The following is a 17752-nucleotide window of genomic DNA, read 5'->3' as shown; positions in this document are numbered from 1 at the left end:
GGCGCGGGCGAGCGCGGCGGCCATGGCCTGCTCGGGCTGGAGGCTCGGGTGCGGGTAGCCGCCGCTCAGCTCCAGGACGCCGGGCGGTGGGGCGGGCAGCGAGATCATGACGCCGGAGGCGTCCACGGTGCGGGGTACGACGTCGCCGGTGCCGTCGGCGCTGAGCGCGACCTCCTGCCAGGAGGTGTCCCCGGCGGGCGCGGGAGTGGCGCGCGGCCGGGACCGGAAGGCACCGGCGCCGGGCCGGGTGACGACGAGCCCCTCGGCGGCGAGCTGGGCGAGCGCCCGCGAGACGGTCACCGGACTCACCCGGAACCGTTCGACCAGGGCCCGGCTCGACGGCAGCTTCTCACCAGGTGAGTAGCGGTTCAGCTCCCGCCGGAGCTGTTCCGCCAGTTCGCGCACACTGCTACGCTCATTCATGAGAGCACAGAGTAGCGCTACCGCCACGCCCCCGATAACGGTCACCGCGCCCGAGCCGCGCGAACCCCGGCTCATGGGCAGCGGCCTCGCCGCCCTCGGCGTCGTCGCCTTCTCCCTCACCTTCCCGGCCACCGCCTGGGGCCTGGAGAGCTTCGGTCCCTGGTCACTCACGGCGGTCCGGGGCGTCCTCGCGGCGCTGGTCGCGGGCGGCTGTCTGCTGTTCCTGCGGGTGCCGCTGCCCGCCCGGCGCCATCTGCCGGGGCTCGCGGTGGTCGGGGCCGGTACGGTGCTCGGCTTCCCGCTGCTGAGCACGCTCGCGCTGCGGACCTCCACCACCGCGCACGCGGCCGTCGTCGTGGGCCTGCTGCCGCTGACGACCGCCGCGATGTCCGCGCTGCGCGTCGGGGTCCGGCCCTCGCGGCGGTTCTGGACGGCGGCGCTCGCGGGCGCGGCCGCGGTGGTCGTGTTCACGATCACCCAGAGCGGCGGCGCCCTGACCAGGGCGGACGCCTATCTCTTCGCGGCCCTGCTGATCTGCGCGGCCGGATACACCGAGGGCGGCAGGCTGGCCCGGGTCATGCCCGGCTGGCAGGTCATCGGCTGGGCGCTGGTGCTGTGCCTGCCGCTGAGCGCGCTGGGCGCGGCACTCGCGCTCGGGCACGAGCCGGTACGGCTCACCGCGCACGGGGTGGCGGGCCTGCTGTGGGTCGCGCTGGGCTCCCAGTTCCTCGGCCTGGTGCTCTGGTACCGGGGCATGGCGGCCGTGGGCATCCCCCGGGCCAGCCAGTTGCAGTTGGCTCAGCCCCTGCTCACACTGGTGTGGTCGGCACTGCTATTGGGCGAGCATGTCACCGCGGCCGCTCCGCTGACCGCGCTCGCCGTGCTCGTGTGCATCGCCGTCACCCAACGGTCATGACCGTGAGGAGGGTTGCGAAGATGCGTGCGCACAAGGGCGACCACCTTGTCCAGCACGGGCGGGTGGTCGGACAGCACGACCAGGTCTCGGAAGTGGTGGAAGTGATCGGCGAGGAGGGCGCGCCGCCCTACCGCGTCCGCTTCGAGGACGGACACGAGGCCATCATGTCGCCCGGACCGGACTGCCAGGTCCAGCACCCCGAGGACGAACAGAAGTAGCCGGGACGCGGCAGACGGACCCGGGCGGGTTCAGCGCGGGGGTCTCGCCGGCCGCCGGTAATGGTCGGCGACCACCCGCGCCATCGCCCCCAACGGGTCGCGGGCCACCTCCTGCGCGGCGAAGAAGACATGACCGCGCACCTGCGGGTACCGCGCGGCCAGCGTGAGGTGCCGGGACAGCTCCGCCGGGTCCTGCCAGGCCGGGGGCTGTCCGGCGGCGCCCACCTTGTACAGCGCCTCGCCGATGTACAGGCGGGTGCGGCTGCCGTCGGCCTGCCGGGCCCACCAGTCGACGAGCTTCGCGTAGTCGGCGGCCGCGAAGCCGATGTTCCAGTACACCTGCGGCACGATGTAGTCGATCCACCCCTCGCGCACCCATGTCCGGGTGTCCGCGCCCAGGTCGTCGTACGTCTGCACCCCCGCCGTGGTCTCCGACCCGCGCGGATCGGTCGCGGCGTTCCGCCACACCCCGAAGGGGCTGATCCCGAACCGGGTGCCGGGGCGTACCCGCCGGATACCGGCCGCCATCTCGCGGATCAGCTTGTCGATGTTGGCGCGGCGCCAGTCGGCCCGGGTGGGGAAGCCCGCGCCGTGGGCCGCGTACGCCGCGTCGTCGTCGAAGGTCTGCCCGGCCACCGGGTACGGGTAGAAGTAGTCGTCGAAGTGCACGCCGTCGACGGGGTGACGGCGTACGGCGTCGAGCATGGCCCGCCGGACGAAGCGGCGGACCTCCGGCAGGCCGGGGTTGTAGTAGAGCTTGCCGCCGTACGCCACGGTCCAGTCCGGGTGGGCGCGGGCGGGGTGCCAGGGGACCAGGCGGGTCGGGTCGGTGTGGTTGGCGACGCGGTACGGGTTGAACCAGGCGTGCAGCTCCAGGCCGCGCGCATGGGCCTCCCGCACGGCGGTGGCCAGCGGGTTCCAGCCGGGGTCGGCGCCCTGGGTGCCGGTCAGATACTCGGACCAGGGCTCGTACGGCGAGGGCCACAGGGCGTCGGCGGTGGGGCGCACCTGGAAGATCACGGTGTTGAGGCGGTCCCGTACGGCCCGGTCGAGGTGCGCGATCAGCTCCGCGCGCTGTTCGTCGGGCGACAGACCGGGGCGGGAGGGCCAGTCCCGGTTGGCGACGGTGGCGAGCCAGACGCCCCGCATTTCGGTACGGCGGGTGGGGTGCGAGGGGTGCGAGGGGTGGGGCACCTGGGCCTGGGCCGAGGGAACCTGGTCCTGGGCCGAGGGCACCTGGGCCTGGGCCGACTGGATGCCCTGGGCCGCGGCGAGGGCGGTGACGGCCGCCAGGGTGAACGCTCTGCGCGAGACGGCCGCGGGCCGCGAGCGCCCCCCGGATTCAGCCTCGGAACCGGGCCCGGACTTTGCGCGAGTCGACATGTCCACTCCCCCACACGCTCCGGATCCGCCCCATGACGGACCGTCCCGACGGTACGGCTTGCCCCTACCCCGTCGATCGATCATCGATACTTGGCGGTAACGTGCACGATCGGAGCAGGCACCGATTCCGGGGCCCTGCGAGAGTCGAGAAACCAGCGAAGGAGACGATGTGACGGACTTCCGAGCCGGAGACATCTCGCGCGTCGGAGTCGTGGGCTGCGGCCAGATGGGCGCGGGCATCGCCGAAGTGTGCGCCCGGGCGGGCCTGGACGTGAAGGTCGCGGAGACCACGGGCGACGCCCTGGAGCTCGGCCGGACCCGGCTGTACAACTCCCTGTCGAAGGCCGCCGAGCGCGGCAAGATCAGCGAGGAGGAGCGGGACGCGACGCAGGCGCGGCTGAGCTTCACGACCGACCTCGGCGAGTTCGCGGACCGTGATCTCGTGATCGAGGCCGTCGTGGAGAACGAGCAGGTGAAGACGGAGATCTTCCGCGTGCTCGACCAGGTGGTGACCCGCCCGGACGCGATCCTCGCCTCCAACACCTCCTCCATCCCGCTGGTGAAGCTGGCGGTCGCCACGTCCCGCCCGGACCACGTGATCGGCATCCACTTCTTCAACCCCGCGCCCGTGCAGAGCCTGGTCGAGCTGATCCCGGCGCTCACCACCTCCGAGGGCACCCTGAGCCGCGCCCAGCTCTTCGCCGAGAAGGTCCTCGGCAAGCACGCGATCCGCGCCCAGGACCGCTCCGGCTTCGTGGTCAACGCGCTCCTCGTGCCCTACCTCCTCTCCGCGATCCGCATGTTCGAGTCCGGCATCGCCAGCCGCGAGGACATCGACAACGGCATGGAAATGGGCTGCGCCCACCCCATGGGCCCCCTCAAGCTCTCCGACCTCATCGGCCTGGACACGATCGTCTCGATCGCCAACTCGATGTACGCGGAGTACAAGGAGCCCCTGTACGCCGCTCCCCCGCTCCTCCAGCGCATGGTGGAGGCGGGCCGCCTGGGGCGCAAGACGGGGTCGGGGTTCTACACGTACGCCTGACCTGGGTTCCCCGGGCACCGAGGCGAGGGCCGCCATCCGTACACCGGGTGGCGGCCCTCGCCGGTTCTCAGGGAAAAAGAGTTGGCCCGGCCCACGGTCGAGCTGGTAGCTTGCCGTTGACCGTGGCTTGGCTGGAGGAGGTGAGACCCATGAACGCTGTAGTGAGGTGGGTGCTCCCTCTGTGCGTCACGGTGTGCGACTGATCCAGGTGTCGTCGGGAGCGTCTGTTCGACAAGGCATTCCTGAAAGGCGAACACCATGGACACTGTGACCATCACGCGCGTCGCGGAGGCGCGCTGGGAGGCCGTGGACGAGGGCCGGATCATCGGCCACGGCGACCTCTCGCACCGGCCCGACGGGCGGCTCTTCATCAGCATCGACGTATGGCAGGACGCGGCCTTCGACCGGCTCGCCGCCGCGATGCTGGCCGATCTCACGGAGCCGCTCCACACCCTGGTCGGCGAAGACGACCACGAGCTGAAGTCGACGTGGGAGCGGCTCGGCTTCGCCCTCGGACGCCGTGAGCGCGAGTATGTGCTGTCCACCGAGTCGGTTGGCATGCCGCAGCTCCCCGAGGGCGTGACCATCCTGCCCGGGGGCGAAGCCGACGAAGGCTCGCTGCGCGCGCTGGACCGCGCGATCCGCGCGGAGGTCGAGGCCACGGTCGGCTGGCACACCATGCCCGCCGAGGTGCGTCCCCGCCCGGCCGGGGACACGCTGGTGGACCCGTCGAAGTACGCCGTGGCGGTACGGGACGGCGTGTACGCCGGGCTGATCCGGGTCGTCCCCGTACGCAGCCGGGCGCGGATCGGGCTCCTCGCCGTACGGGCCGACCAGCGCCGTCACGGCATCGGGCGCGCCCTGCTGACCCACGCGCTGGGCGCGCTGCACCGGGACGGGATCGGCTCGGCCTGGGCCGAGGTGGACGAGACCAATATGGCGGCGATCACGCTGGTCGAGGGCGTCGGCGCCCGGCAATCGGGCAGCTACCTGGAGCTGGTGCGCCACTGACACCCGCACCGCACATACCGGAACAACAACCCCGACAGTAGAGAAACGAGCGACCTTGGCAAGAACACCGAAGGGCCTGGAACTTGAGGGCACCGTCCTCGAATGCCTGCGCAACGCCAACTTCAAGGTGGAGCTGCAGAACGGCCACCACGTACTGGCGCACATCAGCGGAAAGATCCGGAAGAACTACATCCGCATCCTCCCGTACGACCGCGTCCTCGTGGAACTCAGCCCGTACGACCTGACGCGCGGCCGGATTCTCTACCGCTACCGCAACTGAGCGGAAGGCGGCGCGCGCCCGGCCGAGTCCGGGCGTGCCGCCCTTCCTATGCTGACCCGATGAGGCTTGAGGGAGTCGGGTTGCGTTACGGGTGGCGTGGGCCCTGGGTTCTGCGCGACATCCAACTGGATTTGCCCGCAGGGAAGTTGATCCGCGTTCAGGGGGTCAACGGCTGCGGGAAGTCCACCCTGCTGCGCGTCGTCGCGGGGGCCGTACGGCCCGCCCGGGGACGCGTGGTCGGGCGGACCGGCCGCGCCGCGTACGTGCCGGAGCGGTTCCCGGCCACGTTGCCGTTCACGTCCGTGCAGTACCTGCGGCTCATGGGGCGCGCCCACGGGCTGTCCGCGGTGGAGGCCGAGCGGCGCGGAAGACTGCTGCTGGAGCGCTTCGGCGCCGGGGAGCACGCGGGACGGCCGCTGGCCCAGCTCTCCAAGGGGACCTGCCAGAAGGTGGCGGTGGCGCAGGCGCTGCTCGGTGAGCCCGCGCTGTTGGTGCTGGACGAGGCGTGGACGGGTCTGGACGCCCCGTCGCGCGGCGAGCTGGACGAGGCCGTGGAGCAGCGGGTGGCCGAGGGGGCGACCGTCGTCTACGTCGACCACGCCCCGGCCCGGCTCGCGGACCGCACCGAGCTGCTGTGGACCGTCGGCGACGGCACGGTGGCCGTGAACCAACAGGCCGCCACCTCGGTGGTGTTGATCGAGTTCACAGGCGGCCCGGAGGACCCGGCCGCGCTGCCGGGCGTGCGCGCGGTGACCGCCCTGGCGGACGGTGCCGTACGGCTGCAGACCGACGAGGACCACTCGGACGCCCTGCTCCGCGCGCTGCTCACCGCCGGGCCGGGCGGCGACGGCGCCGCCCATATCCGCCGGGTGAGCGGAGGACGGCGATGAAGGCGCTACTCCACTACCAGACCGCCCTGCTCGTCCGCTCCCAGCGCTGGCTGCCGCCCGTCCTGTTCTACCTCGGGCTCCTGGCGATCTCCCTGGACAGCCAGTCCTCGCTCGGCAGCCAGCTCGGCTGGAACGCGGCCGCGCTGGTGCCCGCCCTCGCCTGGCTCACCCGGGCCCTTCCGGCGGCGGAACCGCCCGCCGCGCGGGCCTGCCTCGCGGCTGCCACCGGCCCTCGCCGTCCCCAGTACGCCGCGCTGGCCGTCACCCTCGCGGTCGGCCTGCTGCTCGTCCTCCTCGCGGCGGGGGCCGCGCTGCTGACCTGCGAGGTGCCCCGGGGCATGGCGGGCGTGACGGTACTCGGTGACGGGCTGGCCGTCGGAGTGGTCTGCCTGCTGGCGGGCAGCGCGCTCGGGGCGGTCTGCACGCCGTCACTGGTGCGTACGACGGCGGGCGCGGCGGGTGCGCTGATCGTCGGCTCGGTACTGCTGCTGGTGCTCACCGGTTCCCCGGCGAACGCCGCCGTCCGCGCGGCCTACTCCTCCGGCGCGCACTTCCCGGCGCTGCCCCTGCTGATCACGCTCCCCCTGGCGCTGGGCTGCTGGTGGATCTCCGCCTGGGCGGCGGGCCGTACGGCCGCCACGGCCGACCGGGAAGCGGGCTGACGTCGACGACAGCCGCCGAGGGCTCCTCCCTCCGCGCCGAACCGATGGCCCCTTCCCGCTCCGGGGAGGGGCCATCGGCCACGGCTCACCGCCCGGCCGCCGTCCTCACCCCTCCGCCAGCCGCAGATGGTGCAGCAGGAGTAACGCCGCCGCCATGTTCGCGGCCGGGACCTCGCCCCGGGTGATCAGATCCGGGACGATCTTCAGCGGCACCCACTCGCGCCGGTCGGACTCGAAGTCGTCGACGGGCGGGCCGAGATACTCGCCCCGGTCGGACCAGTAGATGTGGTGCCGGGCGTCGGTGAGGCCGTTGGACGGCTCGACGCTCATGAGGTGGTGCAGCGGGCCGGGGCGCCAGCCGGTCTCCTCCTCCAGTTCGCGGGCGGCCGCGTCCGCGATGTCCTCGCCGTCCTCCACGACACCGGCGGGCAGTTCCCAGCCCCAGCTGTCGGTGATGAAGCGGTGCCGCCACAGGAGGAGGACCTCGTTGGCCTCGTTGACCACCGTGGCGACGGCGACCGGCCGCAGCCGGATCATGAAGTGGTCGAGATGCCTGCCGTCCGGCAGCTCCACGTCCGCCAGGTTGACGCTGAACCAGCGGTTTGCGTACACAATTTGCTCGTCCTGTTTCGTCCACTGCACGGTTCTGCCACCTTCCGCCGAGTCAGTGGCAATATCGCAGCAGGGAGACGGACGGGCCTACAGTGCGCCCGGACACTGCATCCGAACGCCCCGCCTGCTTCTACAGGGGCACGCGCAGCGCCCCGTCGATCAGTTCCGCCGCCTCCGCCGCCCCGGACGAGCCGAAGCGCACCAGGTGTTCGCGCACCTCGCTGAGTCTCTCCCGCAGCCGGCGCGACTCCATGCCACGCGCCTGCTCGGCCATCTCCACGGCGGTGGCCACGGCATGATCGGCGTCGCCCTGGCGCAGCTCGATCGTGCTGAGCATGGCGAGTCGGTGCACGCGGCCCCGGTCGTGCGCCGGGTTGTCCACCGCGGCGGCGGCGTGCTCGCGCGCGGCGGCGAGTTCCCCGAGGCTGAGCAGCGCCTCGGCCACCTGGACGTTGACCAGACCGGGCTGGACGTACCCGGTCTCGTCGGGCTCGTGCCCGCGCCGGATGTGCTCGGCCGCCGTCTCCGCGCGCCGGATGCAGGACAACGCGCCCCCGGTGTCGCCGAGATGGGCGTACGCCTTGGCCTGCATCGCGTACAGGTCGGAGGCGAGCGCCGGGGTGATGTGCCGCCCCGCCGCACGCAGCGCGGCCTCCGCGAAGGCCACCGCCTGCCGGAACTCCCGCATGTGCAGGGACTGGTTGACGAGCAGCGCTATGACGTAGGCGCCAAATCCCCGATCCCCGCTGGCCTTCGCGAGCCGCAGCGCCTGGTGGAAGTAGCGCTGGGCGAGTCCGTGCGCGTCGGAGTCGTAGGCGCAGATGCCCGCGACGGCGACCAACCCGCCGGTGGCGCGGTGGAGTTGGCGGCCGGTGGCGTCGGTGTAGCTGCCGCGCAGGAGCGGGACGGCCTCGGCGTTGAGGAAGCCGACGATGCGGGTGCGGGTCGCGATGCCGCCCGCCTTGCGGTACATCTGCTCGTAGTGGGCGCGGGCCGCGCGGAGGGTGTCGAGGTCGGTCTGGGTGACCCGGTGGCGGCCTCCGCGCGAGACGTCCGTGTCCTCGGGCGGGTTCTCCCACTCCCACACCGGCATCACGGCGGGCGTGCCGGTGACCGCGGGTGCCCCCAGGACGTGCGGGCGCTGCTGTTCGTCCGAGCGCCAGAGCGCGGTGGCGCGCTCCACGAAGCCGGAGAGCGAACCGGCGTGCGCCACGGCCGCCTCACCGGGCACCCCGAGCCCGATGTCGTCCAGGGTGACCGGCCGCCGCAGCCGCAGGGCCAGCACCTCGCAGATCAGGTCGGGCACCTGGCCGCGTGGCCGCTGACCCTTCAACCACCGTGCCACAGCGGTGTGTTCGTACCGCAGTACGAGGCCGCGGCCGCGGCCCGCCTGGTTGACGCGGGCGGCGAGACCGGCGTGCGAGACGCCCGCCTCGTCCAGGATCGCGTCGAGCAGAGTGTTGGGCTGCATGGCATCGCCCCCCGGGGTGGCCTGGTGGCGTAAGCGTAGTGCGTCCGTCTTCACACGGGGTGTGAACGGAGTACGTCCACCCATGCGGTGTGCGCGCTGTCGCCGGGTGGGGCGGACCGGGTTCACTGGGTGCCTCGCGCGAGGCCGGCCGGGTCGCCCGCTCCCCCTCAAACGGCGGCGGCCCGGTCTTCGCGGCCCGCGCGAGAGCCGGGGCACGGTCCTGAGACCGGTTGCCGTGCGCCCGGCGAGACCGCCCCGAGGGGGCCGGAAACGGCGGCGGCCGGTCGCGGGAGATCCCGCGACCGGCCGCCGCCGTCACATGTGCTCCGACGAAGCACCGCGAAGGGTCAGCCCCGCAGGACCGCCCCCGTGCGCTCGCCCGCGAGGGCGACCGCGGCGTCGCGCGCGGCGGACGCCTCGTCCACCGTCAGCGTGCGGTCGGTGGCACGGAAGCGCAGCGCGTACGCGAGCGACTTGCGGCCGTCGCCGAGTTGCTCGGCGTTCTCGTAGACGTCGAACAGGCGGATGGACTCCAGGAGTTCACCCGCGCCGTCGCGCAGCGCCGCCTCGACCTCGGCGGCCGGTACGGGCTTGTCGACCACGAGGGCGACGTCCTGCGTGGCGACCGGGAAGGTGGAGATGCCCGGCGCCTGCGGGGTGTCGTCGCCGACCCGCTCCAGGGCGTCCAGGTCCAGTTCCATCGCGGAGGTGCGCTCGGGCAGGCCGAGGGCCTTGAGCACACGCGGGTGCAGCTCGCCCGCGTGGCCGACGACCCGCTCGGCGCCGTCCTCGACGACGACCAGCTCGGCGCAGCGGCCCGGGTGCCAGGGGCCGTACTGGCCCTTGCGGATGACGAGTTCGGCGCCCGCCTCACCGGCGACGGTCCGCGCGGCCTCGATCGCGTCGGCCCAGTCGGACGGACGGCCCTTGCCCCACCAGCCCGCCTGCTCGCGCGCCCCGGCGAGGACGGCGGCGACGTGGCGCGGCTGCTCGGGCAGCGCGGCGTTCAGCTCGGCGAGCTGCTCGTCGGTGGGACGGCGGTCGGCCGACGGGTGCACGGCGGGGGCGCGCTCCGCGCGGGGCAGGAAGACCAGACCCGTCTCGAAGAGCGCCAGGTCGTGCGTGCCGCGGCCGTCGTTGCGGCGCAGCGCGCCGAGCAGACCCGGCAGCAGCGTCGTGCGCAGCGCGGGCTCCTCGTCGTTCAGCGGGTTGGCGAGCTTCACGACCCGGCGGGCCGGGTCCTCGGCGTCCAGACCCAGCTGGTCGAAGACCTGCTCGGAGACGAACGGGTAGTTCGGCGCCTCGACGTAGCCCGCGCCCGCCAGCGCGCGGCCGACCCTGCGGTGCAGCCGCTGGCGGTGGGTGAGACCGCGCCCGGAGGTGGGCCGGGGCAGCGTGGAGGGCAGGTTCTCGTAGCCCTCCAGGCGGATGACCTCCTCCGCCAGGTCGTTGGCCTCGGTGAGGTCGGGCCGCCAGGACGGGACGGTGACGATCAGCTCGTCCTGCCCGTACACGTCGCAGCCGATCTCCTGGAGACGGCGGACGACGGTCTCGCGGCCGTACGTCACGCCCGCGACCTTGTCCGGGTGGTCGGCCGGGATGGTGATCGTGTGCGGCGCGGACGGGGCGATGATCTCGGTGACCCCGGCCTCGGCGGTGCCGCCCGCGAGCAGCACCAGCAGGTCCACGGTCCGCTGCGCGGCGGCCGCGGTGGCCTGCGGGTCGACGCCGCGCTCGAAGCGCCGGGACGCCTCGGAGGACAGCTTGTGGCGGCGGGCGGTGCGCGCGATCGAGACGGCGTTGAAGTGCGCGGCCTCGATCACCACGTCGGCGGTGGAGTGCGACTCGTCGTCGTGGTCGGCGATCTCGGTGTTCTGGCCGCCCATGACACCGGCGAGGCCGATCGGCCCGCGGTCGTCGGTGATGACCAGGTCCTCGGCGTGCAGCTTGCGCTCGACGCCGTCGAGGGTGACGAGCTTCTCGCCCTCCTCGGCCCGGCGCACGCCGATGGCGCCCTGGACCAGCGAGCGGTCGTAGGCGTGCAGCGGCTGGCCCAGCTCGGTCATCACGTAGTTGGTGACGTCCACGGCGAGCGAGACCGGGCGGATGCCGACCTTCTGCAGCCGGCGGCGCAGCCAGATCGGGGAGCGGGCCTCGGGGCTCAGACCGGTGACGGTCCGGGCGGTGAAGCGGTCGCAGCCCATCGGCTCGGAGACCTTGACCGGGTAGCCGAAGGCGTTCGGCGCCGGTACGTCGATCAGGGCCGGGTCGCGCAGCGGCAGGCCGTAGGCGATGGCGGTCTCGCGGGCGACGCCGCGGATGGACAGGCAGTCGCCGCGGTTGGCGGTGACGGCGATGTCCAGGACCTCGTCGACCAGCTCCAGGAGCTCGATGGCGTCCTGGCCGACCTCGGTCTCCGGCGGCAGCACGATGATGCCGTGCGTGCCGTCGTCGCCCATGCCCAGCTCGTCGGTGGAGCAGATCATGCCGTGGGAGGTCTTGCCGTACGTCTTGCGGGCGGCGATGGCGAAGTCGCCGGGCAGCACCGCGCCGGGCAGGACCACGACGACCTTGTCGCCGACGGAGAAGTTGCGGGCACCGCAGACGATCTCCTGCGGCTCACCGGTGCCGTTGGCGGTGCCGACGTCGACCGTGCAGAAGCGGATCGGCTTCTTGAAGCCCTCCAGCTCCTCGATGGTCAGCACCTGACCGACGACGAGGGGGCCCTTGAGGCCGGCGCCGAGCTGCTCGACGGTCTCGACCTCGAGGCCGGAGTCGATGAGCTTGGCCTGTACGTCACGGCCGGTCTCGGACTCCGGCAGGTCGACGTACTCCCGCAGCCAGGAAAGCGGGACGCGCATCAGATCTCCATCCCGAACGGCCGGGTGAACCGGACGTCACCCTCGACCATGTCTCGCATGTCTTCGACGTTGTGGCGGAACATCAGCATCCGCTCGATGCCGAACCCGAAGGCGAACCCGCTGTACTTCTCCGGGTCGACGCCGCAGGCGGCCAGCACCTTGGGGTTGACCATGCCGCAGCCGCCCAGCTCGATCCAGCCCTCGCTGGAGCAGGTGCGGCAGGGCCGGTCGGGGTTGCCGACGGACTCGCCGCGGCAGACGTAGCACACCATGTCCATCTCGGCGGACGGCTCGGTGAACGGGAAGAAGTTCGGCCGCAGCCGGGTCTTCATGTCCGGACCGAACAGCGCCTGGACCATGTGGTCCAGGGTGCCCTTGAGGTCGGCCATGGTCAGGCCCTCGTCGATCGCCAGCAGCTCGACCTGGTGGAACACCGGGGTGTGGGTGGCGTCCAGCTCGTCGGTGCGATAGACGCGGCCCGGGCAGATCACGTAGACCGGCGGCTCACGGTCGAGCAGCGAACGGATCTGGACGGGCGAGGTGTGGGTGCGCAGCACGACACCGGAGTCGGTGCCGCCCTTGTCGTCCCGCACGAAGAAGGTGTCGGCCTCGCCGCGCGCGGGGTGGTCGGGGCCGATGTTGAGCGCGTCGAAGTTGAACCACTCGGCCTCGGCCTCGGGGCCCTCGGCGACCTCGTAGCCCATGGCCACGAAGACGTCCTCGATGCGCTCGGAGAGCGTGGTCAGCGGGTGGCGGGCACCGGCGGGGACGCGGTCGTACGGCAGCGTGACGTCGACATCCTCCTCGACCAGCACGCGGGCGTCCCGCTCGGCCTCCAGCTCCACCTGCCGGCCGGCCAGCGCCTTGTTCACCGCGCCGCGGGCCATGCCGACGCGCTTGCCGGCCTCGGCCTTGGCGTGCGGGGGCAGGGCGCCGATCTCGCGGTTGGCGAGGGACAGCGGGGAGGCGGGGCCGGTGTGGGCGACCTTGGCCTCGTGGAGCGCGTCGAGGGAGTCCGCGGCACGGAAGGCGGCGAGCGCCTCGTCCCGCATACGCTCGATCTCTTCGGGTTTCAACGCCTCGACCTCGACAGGGTCGTACGACTTATTCGGTGCCGACATCTCTTCCTGTGCTTCCGATTGGCCCCCAGCTACGGCTGGGAGGTGCCCCGGCTGATGGTCCCCGTCACCGGCTCCGGGACTCGCCAGGGCCGTGTGCGGACACAAAGGTGCCAGGGGCCGAGTCTAACGGGGACGGGGTGGACGAATGGCCCGTGGGCGCCTAGGCCAGATAGGCCGGGGTGCTCACGGGCAACGTAAATCGGAACTGCGCGCCGCCGCCGGGGGCGCGGCCGACCGTGATGGAGCCGCCGTGGGCTTCCACGATGCCCTTGACGATGTAGAGCCCGAGGCCGGTGCCACCGCGCTTGCTGCCCCGCCAGAAGCGGGTGAAGACGCGGTTCATGGATTCCTCCGGGATGCCGGGCCCCTCGTCGCTCACCGTGACCGACGTGCCTGTCTCCTCGCCTTCGCGCGGGGAGGGCGAGGGCATGACGTCGATTGTGACGGTTCCGGCGCCGTGGCGCACGGCGTTTTCCAGCAGGTTGCTCAGCACCTGGTCGACCTTGTCGGGGTCGGCCCACAGGCCGGGCAGCGGGTTCTCCACGCGCAGCAGGAAGCGGTCGGCGGACTGGCCCGCGGCCACATGGGCCTGGATGTGCCGTCCGACGGCGGCGCCTATGTCGACGGGCTGGCGGCGCACCTCCAGGCGGCCGCTGTCGATGCGGGAGATGTCGAGCAGCTCGGCGATGAGCCGGGTGACCCGGTCGGCGTCCGCGTCGACGGTCTCCAGCATCAGCCGCTTCTGGTCGTCGGTGAACCGCTCCCACTTGGCAAGGAGGGTCGCGGTGAAGCCCTTGACGGAGGTGAGCGGGGAGCGCAGCTCGTGGGCGACGGTGGCGATCAGCTCGGCGTGGCTGCGCTCGGTGCGGTGCCGGGCCTCGGTGTCGCGCAGGGTGACGACGAGGCGCTGGACGGGGCCGAGGGGTTCGGCGCGCACGTATCGCGCGGAGACGAGGACCTCGCGGCCGCCGGGCAGCAGCAGGTTGCGCTCGGGCTGGCGGACCCGGATGGCGAGGCCGCCGTAGGGGTCGGTGAGCTGCCACCAGCGCCTGCCCTCCAGGTCCTCCAGCGGGAGGGCCTTCTCCAGGGGCTCGCCGAGGGCGTCGGCGGCGCGTACGGCGGTGACGCGGGTGGCGGCGGCGTTGAAGCAGACGACCCGGCCGTGCTCGTCGGCGACGACCAGGCCGTCGGGCAGCTGGTCGGGGTCGATGGCGACGGCTTCCCCTGACAGAGGCGGGGGCACGGGCGCGGGACGCACCTCACGCCCGTCCGGCGCGGTGCTCGTGCCGACCACACTCATCCCCGTACCCCACCTCTCAGGCTGCGCAGGGCCCCCGAGTTGGTCACCCTACTAGGTCCTGTCGTCGACAGGACCTAGCTGTTGGTGACGGAACGGCACCCTCCGGGGGCGCGCTGCGCACGGGCCGACGCGTAGAGACATACGGCGGCGGCGGTGGCGAGGTTCAGGCTCTCGGCCTTTCCGTGGATGGGGACGCTGACCACGGCGTCGGCGAGGGCGCGGGTCTCCTCCGGGAGCCCCCATGCCTCGTTGCCGAACACCCACGCGGTGGGGTCGCCCATCGCGCCCTTGTCCAGCTCCTCGTCCAGGTCGCGGTCACCGGCGCCGTCGGCGGCGAGGATGCGCACCCCGGCGTCCTTCAGCCCCTGGACGGCCTGCTCGACGGGGACGCCGACGGCGACGGGCAGGTGGAAGAGGGAGCCGACAGAGGCGCGGACGGCCTTGGGGTTGTACAGGTCCACGGAGGCGTCAGTGAGGATCACGGCCTCGGCGCCCGCGGCGTCGGCGCAGCGCAGCACGGTGCCCGCGTTGCCGGGGTCGCGGACGTGGGCGAGGACGGCGACGAGCTTCGGGCGGGCGGCGAGGACGTCCTGGAACGGGGTGTCCAGGAACCGGCAGACCCCGACCAGGCCCTGCGGGGTGACGGTGGTGGAGATGTCGGCGATGACCTCCTCGGAGGCCAGGTGCACCCGGGCCCCGGCGTCCCGCGCCTCGCCCACGATGTCGGCATAGCGCTCCGCGGCCTCGACGGTGGCGAACAGCTCGACCAGTGTGGCCCCGCCGTCGGCCCCCCGGTGCGCGGCCCCCTCCCGTACGGCCTGCGGCCCCTCCGCGAGGAACAGCCGGTCCTTCCCCCGGAAGTTCCGCCGCGCGAGCCGACGGGCGGCACTGACGCGCGGGGACCGGGGGGAGATGAGCTCTGGGGTGGCGTCGGGTGTTACGGGGGCCATCGGAAGTTCCACCTCATTCTTTCCCGTCGCGACGGCGCTCGGCCACGACGGCGGATGTCGACGGTGCCGAACCGGCCCGCACCACACAGAGAACGGACCCGCAGGCCGAAGCCCACGGGTCCGTACAGTCACGTCGGCTCAATGCCGGCGCAGCGTCACGCGGCCTTCGGCGCGTTGACGTCGGCCGGGAGGGCCTTCTGCGCGACCTCGACGAGCGCGGCGAACGCACCGGCGTCGTTGACGGCCAGCTCGGCCAGGATCTTGCGGTCGACCTCGATGTTCGCGGCGTTCAGACCCTGGATGAGGCGGTTGTACGTCATGCCGTTCTGGCGGGCCGCAGCGTTGATGCGCTGGATCCACAGCCGACGGAAGTCGCCCTTGCGCTTCTTGCGGTCGTTGTAGTTGTAGACCAGCGAGTGGGTGACCTGCTCCTTGGCCTTGCGGTACAGGCGCGAACGCTGACCGCGGTAGCCGGAGGCCGCCTCGAGGATCGCCCGGCGCTTCTTGTGGGCGTTGACTGCCCGCTTGACGCGTGCCACTTTATTACTCCTTGTAGCGGGGCCGTGGAGTGGACTCAGACTCACACGACCCGGAAACGATTGGGTCCCGGTGAAGACGTACGGCGCTTGGTCAGCGCCGAGGCGTCACTTGCCGAGAAGCTTCTTGATCTTCGCGGCGTCGCCCGGGGCCATCTCGGCGGTGCCGGTCAGACGGCGCGTCACGCGGGACGACTTGTGCTCGAGCAGGTGGCGCTTGCCGGCGCGCTCACGGAGCACCTTGCCGGAGCCGGTGACCTTGAAGCGCTTGCTGGCACCGCTGTGCGACTTGTTCTTCGGCATAGCGCCGTTATCTCCTCGTCGGTGGCGCTCCGGTGCCCGGTCGTGAAACCGGGCACGGTGGAGCGTCGCTCTTGTATGGGATTGCGTCCCCGGGGCTCGCGCCCCCGGGATCACGCCTCGGCGGAAGCCTCGGCGGCGTCCTCGGCAGGAGCCTCGGCACTCTCGGCGTCCTCGACGCTCTCGGCGTCCGCGGCGTTCTGCGACTTGCCGGGGTTGGCCTTCGCGTCCGCCTTACGGGCTTCCTGCGCCTGGCGGGCCTCGGCCATCGCCTCGGTCTTCTTCTTGTGCGGACCGAGGACCATGATCATGTTTCGGCCGTCCTGCTTCGGGTTCGATTCGACGAAACCGAGGTCCTGGACGTCCTCCGCGAGGCGCTGCAGCAGTCGGTAGCCCAGCTCGGGGCGGGACTGCTCGCGGCCACGGAACATGATCGTGATCTTGACCTTGTCGCCCTGCTTGAGGAACCGGACGACGTGACCCTTCTTGGTGTCGTAGTCGTGCGGGTCGATCTTCGGCCGGAGCTTCATCTCCTTGATGACCGTGTGCGCCTGGTTCTTGCGCGCCTCACGGGCCTTCATGGCCGACTCGTACTTGAACTTCCCGTAGTCCATGAGCTTGCACACGGGCGGACGGGCGGTCGCCGCGACCTCGACCAGGTCCAGGTCGTACTCCTGCGCAAGCTCCAGTGCCTTGGCCAGCGGGACAATGCCCACCTGCTCGCCACTGGGACCGACAAGTCGCACCTCGGGAACGCGAATCCGGTCGTTGATGCGGGGCTCGGCGCTGATGGATCCTCCTCGGTAGCACCACGCGACGGTCTGGCGGACAGCCGCGTAACGTCTGTGTTCGTAAGACCTAACCGCGCCGAAGCACAAAAAATGCCCCGGACGATCACAGGCGGGGTTCCTCGAACTACCGGAACACCGCCGTGAAGATCACGGGGCGCGCTTCGGACGGACGCCGTCGGCGGTGCCGCGGTCCGTCTGACCGGTGACCCGCCACCCCGGAGGGCGGTCAGGTGGGAGTTCGAAGCCTCCACTTGTGGGCCGGATCGCTCGCCACAGGGCGTGCTTGTCCGGCCGGTCGGATTCCAGGTTAGCAGGAATGCTTTGCCGGTACTAATCGGCGATCCCTTTACAAGCCGTAATCGTGCCCGGCCCGAAGCCCGGACCACCCCGGCGCCTATCGTGTGGGGTATGAGTGAGACCCCTCCTGAGAACACCGACTTCGACGCGATGACGCGCGACATCGCCGAGGTCCCCGCCGTCGAGGTGATCGTCACGGTCGCCGTCAACCTGATGAGCGCCGCCGCCGTGAAGCTGGGGCTGAGCGAGGAGGGCGAGAAGTACAAGGACCTGGACGAGGCCCGCAAGCTGATCACCGCGCTCGCCGGTCTGCTCGACGCGAGCACGACCGAGATCAGCTCCTTCCACGCGGCCCCGCTGCGCGACGGCCTGAAGTCGCTCCAGCTGGCCTTCCGCGAGGCGTCCCTGGTCCCGGACGACCCGGGCCACGGCCCCGGCGAGAAGTACACCGGACCGGTGTACGGCTAGCCCCTCGGGTTTTCCAGTCGTGTACGGGGTTTTTCAGTCCCGTACGTACAAGGGCTCGCCCGGAGGCGTGGTCCCGGCCGGCAGCAGTGCCAGGTCGAGGCCGCGCACCAGGCGGGCCCTCAGCGTTTCGTCGGCCGCCAGCCGCCCCGCGACCGCGCGGGCGGCCTCGGCGGGAGCGGCGGCGGGGTCGAGGACGAGGGCCAGGGTGCCGTCGGCC

19 protein-coding genes and 1 pseudogene are annotated in these 17752 nt (G+C 72.0%); 8 read left to right on the top strand and 12 right to left on the bottom strand.

From position 1 onward, the window contains the following. On the bottom strand, nucleotides 1-423 hold a 423-nt coding region (locus GTW40_RS20630), incomplete at its 3' end, for a winged helix-turn-helix domain-containing protein (protein ID WP_202486185.1). Between GTW40_RS20630 and GTW40_RS20625 the strand changes: the two genes are divergently transcribed. Together GTW40_RS20625 and GTW40_RS20620 are read left to right on the top strand one after the other, a co-directional pair. After that, nucleotides 422-1339, top strand: a complete 918-nt coding sequence (locus GTW40_RS20625; protein ID WP_202486184.1) for a DMT family transporter — start codon at nucleotides 422-424, stop codon at nucleotides 1337-1339. The two genes, GTW40_RS20630 and GTW40_RS20625, sit on opposite strands and share 2 nt — an antisense overlap. 20 nt (nucleotides 1340-1359) lie before the next feature. Beyond that, nucleotides 1360-1557, top strand: coding sequence for a DUF1918 domain-containing protein (locus GTW40_RS20620; RefSeq protein ID WP_161181674.1), 198 nt, complete (start codon nucleotides 1360-1362; stop codon nucleotides 1555-1557). 30 nt (nucleotides 1558-1587) lie between these two features. Here the strand turns inward: GTW40_RS20620 and GTW40_RS20615 are convergent, their stop codons facing one another. Then, nucleotides 1588-2940: a family 10 glycosylhydrolase gene (locus GTW40_RS20615; RefSeq protein WP_237525599.1), complete on the bottom strand. Its 1353-nt coding sequence runs from the start codon at nucleotides 2938-2940 to the stop codon at nucleotides 1588-1590. A 169-nt stretch (nucleotides 2941-3109) separates the two neighbouring features. On the opposite strand from GTW40_RS20615, the gene GTW40_RS20610 reads away from it, so the two are divergent. The 5 genes from GTW40_RS20610 to GTW40_RS20590 all read left to right on the top strand — a co-directional run bounded on the left by GTW40_RS20610 (nucleotide 3110) and on the right by GTW40_RS20590 (nucleotide 6828). Continuing rightward, on the top strand, nucleotides 3110-3985 hold the full coding sequence (locus tag GTW40_RS20610; protein ID WP_343245749.1) for a 3-hydroxybutyryl-CoA dehydrogenase: 876 nt from the start codon (nucleotides 3110-3112) through the stop codon (nucleotides 3983-3985). Nucleotides 3986-4243: 258 nt separating this feature from the next. Further along, nucleotides 4244-4996: a GNAT family N-acetyltransferase gene (locus GTW40_RS20605; RefSeq protein ID WP_161181673.1), complete on the top strand. Its 753-nt coding sequence runs from the start codon at nucleotides 4244-4246 to the stop codon at nucleotides 4994-4996. A gap of 55 nt (nucleotides 4997-5051) precedes the next feature. After that, complete coding sequence (gene infA / locus GTW40_RS20600; RefSeq protein WP_161181672.1) at nucleotides 5052-5276, top strand: translation initiation factor IF-1; 225 nt, start codon at nucleotides 5052-5054, stop codon at nucleotides 5274-5276. Between the two features lie 59 nt (nucleotides 5277-5335). Then, a complete protein-coding gene (locus GTW40_RS20595) occupies nucleotides 5336-6166 on the top strand; it encodes an ATP-binding cassette domain-containing protein (RefSeq protein WP_161181671.1) in 831 nt (276 codons plus the stop codon). Further along, nucleotides 6163-6828: a hypothetical protein gene (locus tag GTW40_RS20590; protein ID WP_161181670.1), complete on the top strand. Its 666-nt coding sequence runs from the start codon at nucleotides 6163-6165 to the stop codon at nucleotides 6826-6828. Before GTW40_RS20595 ends, GTW40_RS20590 begins: the two co-directional genes overlap by 4 nt. Nucleotides 6829-6933: 105 nt before the next feature. Here the strand turns inward: GTW40_RS20590 and GTW40_RS20585 are convergent, their stop codons facing one another. The 9 genes from GTW40_RS20585 to infC all read right to left on the bottom strand — a co-directional run bounded on the left by GTW40_RS20585 (nucleotide 6934) and on the right by infC (nucleotide 16770). After that, on the bottom strand, nucleotides 6934-7470 hold the full coding sequence (locus GTW40_RS20585; protein ID WP_343245748.1) for an NUDIX hydrolase: 537 nt from the start codon (nucleotides 7468-7470) through the stop codon (nucleotides 6934-6936). A 100-nt stretch (nucleotides 7471-7570) separates the two neighbouring features. Further along, nucleotides 7571-8911 carry a transcriptional regulator gene (locus GTW40_RS20580; RefSeq protein ID WP_161181669.1) on the bottom strand — a complete coding sequence of 447 codons (1341 nt, stop codon included), beginning with the start codon at nucleotides 8909-8911 and terminating at the stop codon, nucleotides 7571-7573. Nucleotides 8912-9258: 347 nt separating this feature from the next. Further along, the gene (pheT, locus tag GTW40_RS20575) at nucleotides 9259-11772 is read right to left on the bottom strand and encodes a phenylalanine--tRNA ligase subunit beta (RefSeq protein ID WP_161181668.1); all 2514 of its coding nucleotides are present in this window, start codon (nucleotides 11770-11772) and stop codon (nucleotides 9259-9261) included. Next, nucleotides 11772-12893 (bottom strand): phenylalanine--tRNA ligase subunit alpha, encoded by a 1122-nt coding sequence (gene pheS / locus GTW40_RS20570; RefSeq protein ID WP_161181667.1) that lies wholly within the window; start codon nucleotides 12891-12893, stop codon nucleotides 11772-11774. Before pheS ends, pheT begins: the two co-directional genes overlap by 1 nt. 160 nt (nucleotides 12894-13053) lie before the next feature. Next, nucleotides 13054-14193 carry an ATP-binding protein gene (locus GTW40_RS20565; protein WP_161181666.1) on the bottom strand — a complete coding sequence of 380 codons (1140 nt, stop codon included), beginning with the start codon at nucleotides 14191-14193 and terminating at the stop codon, nucleotides 13054-13056. Nucleotides 14194-14267: 74 nt separating this feature from the next. Then, on the bottom strand, nucleotides 14268-15143 hold the full coding sequence (locus GTW40_RS20560; RefSeq protein ID WP_161181665.1) for an RNA methyltransferase: 876 nt from the start codon (nucleotides 15141-15143) through the stop codon (nucleotides 14268-14270). Between the two features lie 155 nt (nucleotides 15144-15298). Next, nucleotides 15299-15682, bottom strand: a complete 384-nt coding sequence (gene rplT, locus GTW40_RS20555) for a 50S ribosomal protein L20 (protein WP_161181664.1) — start codon at nucleotides 15680-15682, stop codon at nucleotides 15299-15301. A gap of 105 nt (nucleotides 15683-15787) precedes the next feature. Then, on the bottom strand, nucleotides 15788-15982 hold the full coding sequence (rpmI, locus tag GTW40_RS20550; protein WP_018549118.1) for a 50S ribosomal protein L35: 195 nt from the start codon (nucleotides 15980-15982) through the stop codon (nucleotides 15788-15790). A 110-nt stretch (nucleotides 15983-16092) separates the two neighbouring features. After that, nucleotides 16093-16770, bottom strand: coding sequence for a translation initiation factor IF-3 (gene infC, locus GTW40_RS20545; protein ID WP_343245750.1), 678 nt, complete (start codon nucleotides 16768-16770; stop codon nucleotides 16093-16095). Between the two features lie 408 nt (nucleotides 16771-17178). Here infC and GTW40_RS20540 point away from each other — a divergent pair, with 408 nt between their 5' ends. Then, nucleotides 17179-17535: a DUF1844 domain-containing protein gene (locus GTW40_RS20540; protein WP_161181662.1), complete on the top strand. Its 357-nt coding sequence runs from the start codon at nucleotides 17179-17181 to the stop codon at nucleotides 17533-17535. Nucleotides 17536-17568: 33 nt separating this feature from the next. On the opposite strand, the pseudogene GTW40_RS20535 reads toward GTW40_RS20540, so the two are convergent. Next, nucleotides 17569-17752 (bottom strand): annotated as a pseudogene (locus GTW40_RS20535) (SseB family protein); the annotation flags it as partial.

It is taken from the genome of Streptomyces sp. SID4985, from assembly GCF_009863025.1.
Taxonomy (GTDB): Bacteria; Actinomycetota; Actinomycetes; order Streptomycetales; family Streptomycetaceae; genus Streptomyces.
This window is presented reverse-complemented; position numbering and strand designations above follow the sequence as displayed.